General features: G+C 70.9%; 11 protein-coding genes. 8 read left to right on the forward strand and 3 right to left on the reverse strand.

Annotation, left to right across the window (positions count from 1 at the left end; genetic code table 11):
• Positions 1-291: 291 nt before the first annotated feature.
• The 6 genes from ACIRVH_RS36135 (at position 292) to ACIRVH_RS36160 (ending at position 8110) form a co-directional block, all read left to right on the forward strand.
• Positions 292-2607 carry a SulP family inorganic anion transporter gene (locus ACIRVH_RS36135; protein WP_403962554.1) on the forward strand — a complete coding sequence of 772 codons (2316 nt, stop codon included), beginning with the start codon at positions 292-294 and terminating at the stop codon, positions 2605-2607.
• A 116-nt stretch (positions 2608-2723) separates the two neighbouring features.
• Positions 2724-4679 carry an acetate--CoA ligase gene (gene acs / locus ACIRVH_RS36140; RefSeq protein WP_403962559.1) on the forward strand — a complete coding sequence of 652 codons (1956 nt, stop codon included), beginning with the start codon at positions 2724-2726 and terminating at the stop codon, positions 4677-4679.
• Positions 4680-4883: 204 nt separating this feature from the next.
• Positions 4884-6326, forward strand: a complete 1443-nt coding sequence (gene nhaA / locus ACIRVH_RS36145) for a Na+/H+ antiporter NhaA (protein WP_403962698.1) — start codon at positions 4884-4886, stop codon at positions 6324-6326.
• Positions 6327-6381: 55 nt separating this feature from the next.
• Complete coding sequence (locus tag ACIRVH_RS36150) at positions 6382-6870, forward strand: phage holin family protein (protein ID WP_403962561.1); 489 nt, start codon at positions 6382-6384, stop codon at positions 6868-6870.
• Entirely contained in the window at positions 6867-7802 is a 936-nt protein-coding gene (locus tag ACIRVH_RS36155) for an alpha/beta fold hydrolase (RefSeq protein ID WP_403962564.1), read from the forward strand. The genes ACIRVH_RS36150 and ACIRVH_RS36155 overlap by 4 nt, the downstream gene beginning before the upstream one ends.
• Positions 7803-7930: 128 nt before the next feature.
• Positions 7931-8110 (forward strand): hypothetical protein, encoded by a 180-nt coding sequence (locus ACIRVH_RS36160; RefSeq protein WP_145887608.1) that lies wholly within the window; start codon positions 7931-7933, stop codon positions 8108-8110.
• Between the two features lie 27 nt (positions 8111-8137).
• On the opposite strand, the gene ACIRVH_RS36165 is transcribed toward ACIRVH_RS36160, so the two are convergent.
• From ACIRVH_RS36165 to nth, 3 genes are read right to left on the reverse strand one after another with little or no spacing between them, the layout of a single operon-like run.
• Positions 8138-9337 carry a MarP family serine protease gene (locus ACIRVH_RS36165; protein ID WP_403962567.1) on the reverse strand — a complete coding sequence of 400 codons (1200 nt, stop codon included), beginning with the start codon at positions 9335-9337 and terminating at the stop codon, positions 8138-8140.
• Positions 9338-9350: 13 nt separating this feature from the next.
• Positions 9351-10046, reverse strand: a complete 696-nt coding sequence (locus ACIRVH_RS36170; RefSeq protein WP_403962570.1) for an NUDIX hydrolase — start codon at positions 10044-10046, stop codon at positions 9351-9353.
• Positions 10047-10098: 52 nt separating this feature from the next.
• The gene (gene nth, locus ACIRVH_RS36175; protein ID WP_403962573.1) at positions 10099-11019 is read right to left on the reverse strand and encodes an endonuclease III; all 921 of its coding nucleotides are present in this window, start codon (positions 11017-11019) and stop codon (positions 10099-10101) included.
• 207 nt (positions 11020-11226) lie between these two features.
• Here nth and ACIRVH_RS36180 point away from each other — a divergent pair, with 207 nt between their 5' ends.
• On the forward strand, positions 11227-11901 hold the full coding sequence (locus tag ACIRVH_RS36180) for a Crp/Fnr family transcriptional regulator (RefSeq protein WP_023547771.1): 675 nt from the start codon (positions 11227-11229) through the stop codon (positions 11899-11901).
• Between the two features lie 139 nt (positions 11902-12040).
• The gene (locus ACIRVH_RS36185) at positions 12041-12865 is read left to right on the forward strand and encodes a nucleotidyltransferase domain-containing protein (RefSeq protein ID WP_403962578.1); all 825 of its coding nucleotides are present in this window, start codon (positions 12041-12043) and stop codon (positions 12863-12865) included.
• Positions 12866-12868: the final 3 nt, after the last annotated feature.

Here is a 12868-nt window from a genome sequence, read left to right on the forward strand (position 1 = left end):
GCGCGTTCTGTGGTGATGTGCCGGGTTCTGCCGACAGCGCCGCCAAGGTCGCACGAGGCCGAGAAGGAATTAGTACGACAAGCCGATGAAATGCTCGCTTCACTCGCTGGAGTGACCTAATGCGCCATTTGCCCCGAAAAGCTATGTAAGTTCTTTACTTCGTATTACGGTTCATTTACCAAGCGTTGATTTCATCCCGCCGCTGCACGCCGTGACCCCATGGCCGCGACCATGCCCGGCCCCACGGGGCACCCCCAGTCCGCGACCGCGCCGCCCGGAGGAGACGGGACCATGTCAGCCTGCGCACCCCCTCGCGCCCACCACCCCCACCCGCCGCACAGCCCCCCACCGGCCCCGCGCCGCCGCTTCCTCGTCGAGGGCGCCGATCTGTCCGCGTGCGTCGCGGTGTTCCTGATCGCCCTTCCCCTGTCCCTGGGCATCGCCCTCGCCACCGGCGCCCCGCTCCAGGCCGGGCTGGTCGCCGCCGCCGTCGGCGGACTCGTCGCCGGCCGGCTCGGCGGCAGCCCGTTGCAGGTCAGCGGCCCCGCCGCCGGACTCACGGTGGTCACCGCCGACCTGATCCACCGCTACGGCTGGCAGGCCACCTGCGGCATCACCGTCCTCGCCGGGCTCGCCCAACTGGGCCTCGGCTGCCTGCGCGTGGCCCGCGGGGCACTCGCCGTGAGCCCCGCCGTGGTGCACGGCATGCTCGCCGGCATCGGTGTCACCATCGCCGTGGCCCAGCTGCACATCGTCCTCGGCAGCAGCCCCGACAGTTCCGTCCTCGCCAACCTGCGTGCCCTGCCCGCCCAGTTGGCCGACCTGCATCCGGCCGCCGTGTCGATGAGCGCACTGACCCTGACCCTGCTGCTGGCCTGGCCGCGCGTCCCCGGCCGTGCCGGCCGTCTGCTGCGCAGGGTCCCGGCCGCCCTGGTCGCCGTCGCCGGGGCCACCGCCACCGCCGCGCTGACCGGGCTGACCCTGCCCCGGGTCGACCTGCCGTCCTGGAGCAGCCATGCCCTGGCCGGGCTGCCCGAGGGCCCGGTGCTCGGCATCGCCGCCGCCGTGCTCACCACCACCCTGGTGTGCAGCGTGCAGTCACTGCTCGGCGCGGTCGCCGTGGACAAGCTGGTCGCCGCCCGGTCCGGGCCCCAGACCCACGTCGGGCGCTCCGACCTCGACCGCGAGCTGCTCGGCCAGGGCGCCGCCAACATCGTCTCGGGAGCGCTCGGCGGACTGCCCGTCGCGGGGGTGGCCGTGCGGAGTTCGGCGAATGTCAGATCAGGTGCCGTGAGCCGGAACTCCACGATGCTGCACGGCGTTCTCGTAGTAGTCGCCGCGCTGCTGATGATCCCGCTCCTGGAGCAGATCCCGCTCGCCTCGCTCGCCGCCCTGGTGATGGCCGTCGGCATCCAGATGGTGTCCCTGCACCACATCCGCACGGTGACCCGCCACCGCGAAGTGCTGGTGTACGCCGCCACCACACTCGGCGTGGTGTTCCTGGGCGTCCTGGAGGGCGTGGCCCTCGGGGTCGCCGTGGCGGTCGCTCTCGCCCTGCACCGCCTCACCCGCACCCGTATCACGCACGAGGAGAAGGAAGGAGTCCATCACCTACATGTACGAGGCCAGCTGACGTTCCTCGCGGTGCCCCGGCTCAGCAGAGCCCTGCATCTCGTACCCCAAGGCGCCCACGCCGTCGTGGAGTTGGACGGGTCGTTCATGGACCACGCGGCGTACGAGTCACTGCAGGACTGGCAGAGCGCCCACACCGCGCGGGGCGGTTCCGCGGAGCTGGCGGGCCGACGCGGCGGAGTCACGACCGCCGACCCGGCCCCGTCCGCGGTGTGCCGGTGCCGGCCCTGGACGCCCTGGCGCAATCACCAGGCCTGCTTCGCCGGAACCCCCTCGGCCCCCGTCGCCCCGGCGGCCCGTGAACTGGCCCGTGGCATCAGCTCGTTCCAGCGCAACACTGCTCCGCTGGTGCGGGCGGAGCTGGCGCGGCTGGCACGGGAGGGGCAGCGGCCCTCGCAGCTCTTCCTCACCTGTGCCGACTCCCGACTCGTCACGTCGATGATCACCTCCAGTGGTCCCGGCGACCTGTTCGTCGTCCGCAACGTCGGCAACCTGGTGCCGCCGCCGGGCGAGGAACACGGAGACGACTCGGTGGCGGCCGCGATCGAGTACGCGGTGGAGGTGCTCGGGGTCCGGTCCATCACCGTGTGCGGGCACTCCGGGTGCGGGGCGATGCAGGCGCTGCTGACCGCCGAGCCCGGCGGGCCGCAGACCCCGCTGAAGCGGTGGCTCAGGCACGGGCTGCCGAGCCTCGCGCGGCTGGCCGGCGACCGCCGCGCCCGGCCCCGGCTGGCCGGGCGGGCGCCCGCCGACGCGGTGGAGCAGCTGTGCCTGACCAACGTGGTCCAGCAGCTGGAGCATCTGCGGGCCCACGACTCGGTCGCGCGAGCTCTGGCGGCCGGCGCGCTGGAGCTGCACGGGATGTACTTCCACGTGGGCGAGGCGCAGGCGTATCTGCTCGGCAGAACCGGGAAGGTGTTCGAGGACGTGAGAGACGACGGGAGCGCAGTGGAGGAGCTGCGCAGTCCGGTGTGACCAGCCACCCCCAGACAGGTCTAAACCAATTTTGCCGTCGACTCTTGTCATCGGCCCCCCGCGTCTGATGAGCTGTGGCCTGGGACACAACGGACACCCTGGGAAAGGGAGATGTCGTGAGCAACGAAAGCCTGGCCAACCTCTTGAAGGAGGAGCGACGCTTCGCGCCGCCGGCTGACCTGGCCGCGCACGCCAACGTCACGGCAGAGGCGTACGAGCAGGCCAAGGCTGACAGGCTCGGCTTCTGGGCCGAGCAGGCCCGCCGGCTGAGCTGGGCCAAGGAACCGTCGGAGACGCTGGACTGGTCGAACCCGCCGTTCGCGAAGTGGTTCAAGGACGGCGAGCTGAACGTCGCGTACAACTGCGTGGACCGGCACGTCGAGGCCGGGCACGGGGACCGGGTGGCCATCCACTTCGAGGGCGAGCCCGGCGACAGCCGCGCGATCACCTACGCGGAGCTGAAGGACGAGGTCTCCAAGGCCGCCAACGCGCTGCTGGAACTCGGCGTCCGGAAGAGCGACCGGGTCGCGATCTACATGCCGATGATCCCCGAGACCGCGATCGCGATGCTGGCCTGCGCCCGCATCGGCGCCGCGCACTCGGTCGTCTTCGGCGGCTTCTCGGCCGACGCGCTCGCCACCCGGATCCAGGACGCGGACGCCAAGGTCGTCATCACCTCCGACGGCGGCTACCGCCGTGGCAAGCCGTCCGCGCTCAAGCCGGCCGTCGACGACGCGATCGACCGGGTGGACAACGTGGAGCACGTGCTCGTCGTCCGCCGCACCGGCCAGGACGTCGCCTGGAACGCCGAGCGGGACGTCTGGTGGCACGAGCTGGTGGAGCGGCAGTCCGCCGAGCACGCCCCGGAGGCGTTCGAGGCGGAGCACCCGCTGTTCATCCTGTACACCTCCGGCACGACGGGGAAGCCGAAGGGCATCCTGCACACCTCCGGCGGCTACCTGACGCAGGCCGCGTACACGCACCACGCGGTGTTCGACCTCAAGCCGGAGACGGACGTCTTCTGGTGCACGGCGGACGTCGGCTGGGTCACCGGGCACTCGTACATCGTGTACGGGCCGCTGGCCAACGGCGCGACGCAGGTCATGTACGAGGGCACCCCGGACACCCCGCACCAGGGGCGGTTCTGGGAGATCGTGGAGAAGTACCGGGTCACGATCCTCTACACCGCGCCGACCGCGATCCGGACGTTCATGAAGTGGGGCGACGACATCCCCGCGCAGTTCGACCTGTCGTCCCTGCGGGTCCTGGGCTCCGTGGGCGAGCCGATCAACCCCGAGGCGTGGGTCTGGTACCGCAAGCACATCGGCGCCGACCGGACGCCGGTCGTGGACACCTGGTGGCAGACCGAGACCGGCGCGATGATGATCTCGCCACTGCCCGGCGTGACCGAGACCAAGCCCGGTTCGGCGCAGCGCCCGCTGCCCGGCATCTCCGCGACCGTCGTCGACGACGAGGCGAACGAGGTGCCCAACGGCGGCGGTGGCTACCTGGTCCTCACCGAGCCGTGGCCGTCGATGCTGCGCACCATCTGGGGCGACGACCAGCGGTTCATCGACACCTACTGGACGCGCTTCGAGGGCAAGTACTTCGCCGGTGACGGCGCGAAGAAGGACGACGACGGCGACATCTGGCTGCTGGGCCGGGTGGACGACGTCATGCTGGTGTCCGGGCACAACATCTCCACCACCGAGGTGGAGTCGGCACTCGTCTCGCACCCGTCGGTCGCCGAGGCGGCCGTCGTCGGTGCCGCCGACGAGACCACCGGCCAGGCCATCGTCGCCTTCGTCATCCTGCGCGGTACGGCGTCCGAGGACGACAAGCTGATCGGCGAGCTGCGCGACCACGTCGGCGCCACGCTCGGCCCGATCGCCAAGCCGAAGCGGATCCTGCCGGTGGCCGAGCTGCCGAAGACCCGCTCCGGCAAGATCATGCGCCGACTCCTGCGGGACGTGGCCGAGAACCGCCAGCTGGGTGACGTCACCACGCTGACCGACTCCACGGTCATGGACTTCATCCAGGCCAAGCTCCCGGCGGCGCCGAGCGAGGACTAGGGCCTACGACCGAAGGGGCGCCCGGCGACCATCGCCGGGCGCCCCTTTTGCGCGTAACGCGCATATCGTACGGATCACCGGATGCATCCTGCGGCAACCTTAGGTAAACTAAGCAAAGCTCCAACGCGAAACGATCCTCAAGGTGTGCCGGGAAGTCTGGTCGGCAAGCGCTCCGTCCTGCCCACCGACCCGGAGGTCCCCGCCGTGGCCGCGCCCCGCACCCCGAACACCGCCCGCAAGGCTCTCGGACGTCTGTCCCTGCCCGAGCGGACCTTCGTCGCGGACGCGCTGCGCACCGAGACCGTCGGCGGTGTCCTGCTTCTCGTCGCCACGGTGACGGCGCTGATCTGGGCAAACGTCCCCGCGCTGCACCACAGCTACGAGGCGGTCAGCCACTTCCACTTCGGCCCGAGCGCCCTCGGCCTGAACCTGTCCGTGACCCACTGGGCCGCCGACGGCCTCCTCGCCGTCTTCTTCTTCGTCGCCGGCATCGAGCTCAAGCGAGAGCTGGTCGCCGGGGACCTGCGCGACCCCAGGGCGGCGGTGCTGCCGGTGGTGGCCGCGCTGTGCGGGATGGCCGTACCGGCGCTCGTCTACACCCTCACCAACCTCACCGGGCACGGCTCCACCCAGGGCTGGGCGGTGCCCACCGCCACCGACATCGCCTTCGCACTCGCCGTCCTCGCGGTCATCGGCACCTCGCTGCCCAGCGCCCTGCGCGCCTTCCTGCTCACCCTCGCGGTCGTCGACGACCTGTTCGCGATCCTGATCATCGCGATCTTCTTCACGGAGCGGATCAACTTCGCGGCGCTCGGCGGAGCCGTCGCCGGGCTGGCGGTCTTCTGGCTGCTGCTGCGCAAGGGCGTACGCGGCTGGTACGTGTACGTGCCGCTGGCCGTCGTCGTCTGGGCGCTGATGTACAACAGCGGCGTGCACGCCACCATCGCGGGCGTGGCGATGGGCCTGATGCTGCGCTGCACCACCCGTGAGGGTGAGGAGCACTCGCCGGGCGAGCACATCGAGCATGTGGTGCGGCCGCTGTCGGCCGGGCTCGCCGTACCGCTGTTCGCGCTGTTCAGCGCCGGGGTGGCGGTCTCCGGCGGGGCGCTCGCGGATGTGTTCACCGAGCCGGAGACGCTCGGGGTGGTGCTCGGGCTGGTCGTGGGCAAGACGGTCGGCATCTTCGGCGGCACCTGGCTGACGGCCCGCTTCACCCACGCGGAGCTCAGCGAGGACCTGGAATGGGCCGACATCTTCGCGGTGGCCTCCCTCGCCGGGATCGGCTTCACCGTCTCGCTGCTCATCGGCGAGCTGGCCTTCGCGGGCGACGCCCTGCTGACCGACGAGGTGAAGGCGGCCGTCCTCACCGGATCGCTGATCGCCGCCCTGTGCGCCACGGTGCTGCTGAAGATACGCAACGCCCGCTACCGCGGGCTGTGCGAGGACGAGGAGCGCGACGAGGACCGGGACGGCATCCCGGACGTCTACGAGCAGGACGACCCGGCCTACCACCTGCGGATGGCGGACATCTTCGAGCGCAAGGCCGCCGAGCACCGCCGCATCGCCGCCGAGAAGGCCGCCGCGGCGCGCCACGGGGTTGCGGAAGTGCCGGGCAGGGCAGGCGAGGAGGACGGTCGTCCGGCATGATCTGACGAGACGGTACAAATCAAGACGGCAGATACGACTTCAGAGGGAGAACGCGATGAGCGCACCCGACGGCAGCCCGGTCGGCGCCGAACGCAGCATCGGCCAGCTGGTCGCCTCGGCGACGACCGAAATGTCGGCGCTCGTGCACGACGAGATCGCGCTGGCCAAGGCCCAGCTCAGGCAGGACGTCAAGCGCGGCGCGACGAGCGGTGGCGCGTTCGGGGCGGCCGGCATGGTGCTGCTGTTCTCCCTGCCCATGCTCAACTTCGCTCTGGCGTACGGCATTCGGACCTGGAGCGGCTGGAACCTCGCCGTCTGCTTCCTGCTGTCCTTCGCGGCGAACGTGCTGGTCGCCGGCCTGCTCACGCTCATCGGCATGATGTTCGCGAAGAAGGTCAAGAAGAGCCAGGGTCCGCAGACGGTCGCCGCGTCGATGAAGGAGACGGCGGGCGTCCTGCAGAACGCCAAGCCGCACCCGCGCCCCGAGCTGCCGCAGGACCGGGCGCCCGAGGCCATCGAGGCTGTGGCACGCTCGTCGTCATGACGGAGCCCGCCGCGACATCGGCCGTAAGGATCGACCTCCCCCACGGGGAGAAGGTGACGTACCGGGACGTCGCCGCCAACGGCGCGCGCTTCCACATCGCCGAACTCGGCGACGGACCCCTGGTGCTGCTGCTGCACGGCTTCCCGCAGTTCTGGTGGACGTGGCGGCACCAGCTGGTCGCGCTCGCCGACGCGGGGTACCGGGCGGTGGCCATGGACCTGCGCGGTGTCGGCGGCAGCGACCGCACCCCGCGCGGGTACGACCCGGCCAACCTCGCCCTGGACGTCACCGGCGTCATCCGCTCGCTCGGCGAGCCGGACGCCGCGCTGGTCGGGCACGACCTGGGCGGCTATCTGGCATGGACGGCGGCGGCGATGCGGCCCAAGCTCGTACGACGGCTCGCGGTCGTGTCGATGCCGCACCCCCGGCGCTGGCGCTCCGCGATGCTCCGGGACGCCCGGCAGACGGCCGCCGGCTCCTACATCTGGGGCTTCCAGCGGCCGTGGATCCCGGAGCGTCAGCTGACCGCCGACGACGGTGCGCTGGTGGGCCGGCTGATCCGGGAGTGGTCCGGGCCGCAGCTTCCGGAGGACGCGGACGTGGAGACGTACCAGCGGGCCATGTGCATCCCGTCCACCGCGCACTGCGCGATCGAGCCGTACCGCTGGCTGGTGCGCTCACTGGCCCGCCCTGACGGCATCCAGTTCAACCGCAGGATGAAGCGGCCGGTTCGGGTGCCGACGCTCCATCTGCACGGCTCACTGGACCCGGTGATCCGGACACGCAGCGCGGCCGGCTCGGGTGAGTACGTCGAAGCCCCGTACCGCTGGCGCCTGTTCGACGGCCTCGGCCACTTCCCGCACGAAGAGGATCCGGCGGCTTTCTCCACGGAACTCATCAACTGGCTGAAGGATCCCGAGCCGGACCGGTAAGCGGTACGGTGAGTGGAGTATCCGGTTCCTGAACAGTTGTCCCTCGAACGGCCACATGCCTGCCGCATAGGCCAATTGGGGGGCGCGGAAGCGGTTATCGACCTTGGGGCAGGGGCAGACGTCGGGGTATGGGCTGGACGCACGACTACAGTGACGCACCCCGCAACCGCCGCTCGGCCGCTGGGCCGAGCTCCTCACAGCGAGGCACTCCGCAGCTCGCGGAGGCGGACCTCAGGGTGGGAATTCCGCGCATCCTGCGCCGCCGGGCCCGCTGGGTCTCCGTGCGCCTGCGTCACCCGCGCGGCTGAACCGCGCGGGGCGCTTCCCCAACACCCTTACAGGGCACAGCTGTCGGTGCCCACCTGCTCGTTCGCCGCACGACCCCGGCTGACGTCCTGCTTGATCTCGTCGGCCGTGAGCGCGTAACCGGTGTCGGCGTCGTCGAGGGACTTGGCGAACACCACGCCGTACACCTTGCCGTCGGGCGTGAGCAGGGGGCCGCCGGAGTTGCCCTGGCGGACGGTCGCGTACAGGGAGTAGACGTCGCGGCTGACCGTGCCGCGGTGGTAGATGTCCGGGCCGTTGGCCGTGATGCGCCCGCGCACGCGCGCGGCACGGACGTCGTACGAGCCGTTCTCCGGGAAGCCGGCGACGATCGCGCCGTCGCCGCCGGCCGCGTCCTGGGTGGTGAACCGGAGGGCGGTCGCCTTCAGGTCCGGTACGTCGAGGACGGCGATGTCGCGCTTCCAGTCGTACAGGACGACCTTCGCGCTGTACTTGCGGCCCTCGCCGCCGATCTGCACGGAGGGCGCGTCGACGCCGCCGACGACGTGCGCGTTGGTCATGACGCGGCGGTCGGCGAAGACGAAGCCGGTGCCCTCCAGGACCTTGCCGCAGCTCTGGGCGGTGCCGGTGACCTTGACGATGGAGCGCTGGGCCCGGGTGGCGACCGAGCTGTTCGCCAGGGCCGGGTCGGGCGGCTTCACGTCCTTGATCGGCTCGTTGGAGAAGGGGCTGAAGACCTGCGGGAAGCCGTTCTGCGCGAGGACCGAGGTGAAGTCCTTGAACCAGGTGTCGGCCGCGGCGGGCAGCGCCTCCGACACCCCCAGGAGCACCTTGGAGCTGCGGACCTCCTTGCCCAGGGTCGGCAGCGTGGTCTGGGCGAGCGCGGATCCGATCAGCCAGGCGACGAGCAGCATGGCGACGACGTTGACCAGGGCGCCGCCGGTGGCGTCCAGGGCGCGTGCCGGGGACCAGGTGATGTAGCGGCGCAGCTTGTTGCCGAGGTGGGTGGTCAGGGCCTGGCCGATGGAGGCGCAGACGATGACGACGACCACGGCGACTACGGCCGCGGTGGTGCCGACCTCCGCGTTGTCGGTCACGGCGTCCCAGATGACGGGCAGTGTGTACACGGCGACGAGACCACCGCCGAGGAACCCGATCACCGACAGGATGCCGACGACGAAGCCCTGGCGATAGCCCACGACCGCGAACCACACGGCGGCGACCAGCAACAAGATGTCCAGCACATTCACGGACGACACCCTGTCATGACCGCCAGTCGAGCGGGACCTCGTTCTCCCTGTTCCAAGGGCGCTCCCAGCCCGCGAAGTGCAGCAGGCGGTCGATCACTCCAGCGGTGAAACCCCAGACCAGGGCCGATTCGACCAGGAATGCCGGACCCCGGTGACCGCTGGGGTGGACGGTGGTCGCGCGGTTGGCGGGGTCCGTGAGATCCGCCACGGGGACGGTGAAGACGCGGGCGGTCTCGTTCGGGTCGACGACGCCGACCGGGCTGGGCTCGCGCCACCATCCGAGCACGGGCGTGACGACGAAGCCGCTGACCGGGATGTAGAGGGCGGGCAGGACGCCGAAGAGCTGGACGCCGGCGGGGTCGAGGCCGGTCTCCTCCTCGGCCTCGCGCAGCGCTGCGTGCAGCGGTCCGTCACCGTGTGCCTCACCGTCCTCCGGGTCGAGGGCGCCGCCGGGGAAGGAGGGCTGGCCGGCGTGGGAGCGCAGGGAGCCGGCCCGCTCCATGAGCAGCAGCTCGGGGCCTTGCTCGCCCTCGCCGAACAGGATCAGCACGGCCGACTGCCGGCCCGATCCGTTCTCCGGCGGCAGGAAGCGGCTGAGCTGGAGCGGCTCGACCGTCTCCACGGCCCGCACCACCGGGTCCAGCCAGCCCGGCAGGCCCTCCTTGCTCAGCGCGACCGGACCTCTGTGCGTGTCGTGCGTGTACGTCATCGCCACCCCCGTCCTGCCGTGTCCAACGCCCCAGAGCCCCGAGATCGTTCCGTCATCCGGCCCCCAGCGGCGGCGCAGGCCTGCCGCCCGCGTCGAGGTAGGCCTGCGGCGGGTTCAGGCGCTGGCCCGGATAGCCGCCCTTCTCGTACTTCAGGAGCTTCTTCGCCTTCTCCGGGTCCGTCTCGCCCTCGCCGTAGGCCGGGCAGAGCGGGGCGATGGGGCAGGCGCCGCAGGCGGGCTTGCGGGCGTGGCAGATGCGGCGGCCGTGCCAGATCACGTGGTGGGACAGGTCGGTCCAGTCGCTCTTCGGGAACAGCGCGCCGACGGCCGCCTCGATCTTGTCGGGGTCGGTCTCGTCGGTCCACTGCCAGCGCCGCACCAGCCGCTGGAAGTGGGTGTCCACGGTGATTCCCGGGCGCCCGAAGGCGTTGCCGAGGACCACGAAGGCGGTCTTGCGGCCGACGCCGGGCAGCTTGACCAGGTCCTCCAGCTTTCCGGGGACCTCACCGCCGAAGTCCTCGGAGAGGGCCTTGGAGAGACCTATCACCGAGCGGGTCTTGGCCCGGAAGAAGCCGCAGGGGCGCAGGATCTCCTCGACCTCCTCCGGGTTGGCGGCGGCCAGGTCCTCGGGGGTGGGGTACTTCGCGAAGAGCGCCGGGGTGGTCTGGTTGACGCGCAGATCGGTGGTCTGGGCGGACAGCACCGTGGCGACCAGCAGCTGGAAGGAGTTCTCGAAATCCAGCTCGGGGTGGGCGTACGGGTAGACCTCGGCCAGCTCGCGGTTGATGCGGCGGGCACGGCGGACCAGGGCGGTGCGGGACTCGTTGGCAGCCGGTTTCTTAAGAGGTACCTTTTGTCCTGATCTCATACTTTTGTTATTTCCGCCAGAGCCTTGTTCGCCCACAGCGGAATCCCGACGTACAACCACCCACCCAGCCCCCTTGGCCTGTGCTCTCACCGGCGTTTTGGACACCCGGCCAGCCTAAAGCCAGGCACCGACATCCGCCCCGGACCCGGAAGATCAGCCCCCGATTGGACCCCTGCCGCTTACCTTGGGACACCTGTGCGGCATCCTTGTGACAGATCACACTGTTTGGATCGTCCGGCAAAATGGGGAGCACGGTCCCCTGGTACCAAGGGGGAGCAAGATCCCCTGAGCAGGTCGACAAGGAGAGAACTCGTGGACGACGTTCTGCGGCGCAACCCGCTCTTCGCGGCTCTCGACGACGAGCAGGCCGCGGAGCTTCGCGCCTCCATGAGTGAGGTGACCCTCGCACGCGGCGACTCGCTGTTCCATGAGGGGGACCCCGGCGACCGGCTGTACGTCGTCACCGAGGGCAAGGTGAAGCTGCACCGCACTTCCCCCGACGGCCGCGAGAACATGCTCGCCGTCGTCGGCCCCAGCGAGCTGATCGGCGAACTGTCGCTGTTCGACCCGGGCCCGCGCACGGCGACCGCGACCGCGCTGACCGAGGTCAAGCTGCTCGGTCTCGGTCACGGCGACCTCCAGCCCTGGCTGAACGCGCGCCCCGAGGTGGCCGGCGCCCTGCTGCGCGCCGTCGCCCGCCGACTGCGTAAGACCAACGACGCCATGTCCGACCTGGTCTTCTCCGATGTGCCCGGGCGTGTGGCACGCGCCCTGCTGGACCTCTCCCGCCGCTTCGGCGTGCAGTCCGAGGAGGGCATCCACGTCGTCCACGACCTCACGCAGGAGGAGCTGGCCCAGCTGGTGGGCGCCTCGCGCGAGACCGTGAACAAGGCACTGGCGGACTTCGCCCAGCGTGGCTGGCTCCGCCTGGAGGCGCGGGCCGTGATCCTGCTGGACGTCGAGCGGTTGGCCAAGCGGTCGCGCTGAGGTCTCTGGGGGCTGCCGCCCCCAGGCACCCGCTTTCGGCCCGAACGGCCTCGACGCCGGACGCCGGACGGGCCGATCGATGCCGACCGGCACCGAAAAACAAGGCGCTTCACCGTGCCCGTCAGGGCACAGTGAACGCATGGTCGAACCCCCCGTCCCCCACGGGCTCGACGCCCGGGGCTTCATCGAGCGCGAAGGCTCCCTCGCGCGCGTGCCGCACGCGTTCCGTCCGGTCGTGGCCGCCGCGCGCGACCGGCTGCTGGACGCCTTCGGGACGCGGCTGCACAGCGCCTACCTCTACGGGTCGATCCCGCGCGGCACCGCGCGCGTGGGGCGCAGCGACCTGGACCTGCTGGTCGCGCTGTACGAGGAGCCCGCCGACGCCGACCGGGAGGCCGTCCGTGCCCTCGGCGAGGCGCTCGACCAGGAGTTTCCACAGATCGACGGTGTGGGCACGCTGCTGTACGGCCGGGCCCGGCTGCTGAGCGACCTGGAGACGTACGACCTGGGCTGGTTCGTGGCCTGCCTGTGCACCCCGCTGCTCGGGGACGACCTCGCCGAGTATCTGCCCCGCTACCGCCCGGACTCCCTGCTCGCCCGGGAGACCAACGGCGACCTCGCGCTGCTCCTCCCCCGCTGGCGGGAGCGGATCGCCGCCGCCGCGGACCGTGCGGAGGCCCGGCGGCCCCTGGTGCGCTTCATGTCCCGGCACCTGGTCCGTACCGGCTTCACCCTCGTCATGCCCCGCTGGAACGGCTGGACCAGCGATCTGCGGGAGATGGCCGAGGTGTTCGGCGCGTACTACCCCGAGCGGGCCGCCGAACTGCGCAGGGCGGCGGAGTACGGCTACGAGCCCGTCGGCGACCCGGACGTCCTGCGGTCGTACATGGACGACCTGGGTCCCTGGCTGGCCGCGGAGTACGCGCGCGTGCACGGCGTCAAAGCCCCACGGCCGGCCCCTTAGACC

It is taken from the genome of Streptomyces sp. NPDC101165, assembly GCF_044768135.1.
Classification (GTDB): domain Bacteria; phylum Actinomycetota; class Actinomycetes; order Streptomycetales; family Streptomycetaceae; genus Streptomyces.

Bases quoted from the DNA above. Each gene is read 5' to 3' on its own strand.
- ACIRVH_RS36135 (WP_403962554.1), top strand. From the start codon at position 292: ATGTCAGCCTGCGCACCCCCTCGCGCCCACCACCCCCACCCGCCGCAC.
- ACIRVH_RS36150 (WP_403962561.1), top strand. From the start codon at position 6,382: ATGAGCGCACCCGACGGCAGCCCGGTCGGCGCCGAACGCAGCATCGGC.
- ACIRVH_RS36155 (WP_403962564.1), top strand. From the start codon at position 6,867: ATGACGGAGCCCGCCGCGACATCGGCCGTAAGGATCGACCTCCCCCAC.
- ACIRVH_RS36160 (WP_145887608.1), top strand. From the start codon at position 7,931: ATGGGCTGGACGCACGACTACAGTGACGCACCCCGCAACCGCCGCTCG.
- ACIRVH_RS36170 (WP_403962570.1), bottom strand. From the start codon at position 10,046: ATGACGTACACGCACGACACGCACAGAGGTCCGGTCGCGCTGAGCAAG.
- ACIRVH_RS36185 (WP_403962578.1), top strand. From the start codon at position 12,041: ATGGTCGAACCCCCCGTCCCCCACGGGCTCGACGCCCGGGGCTTCATC.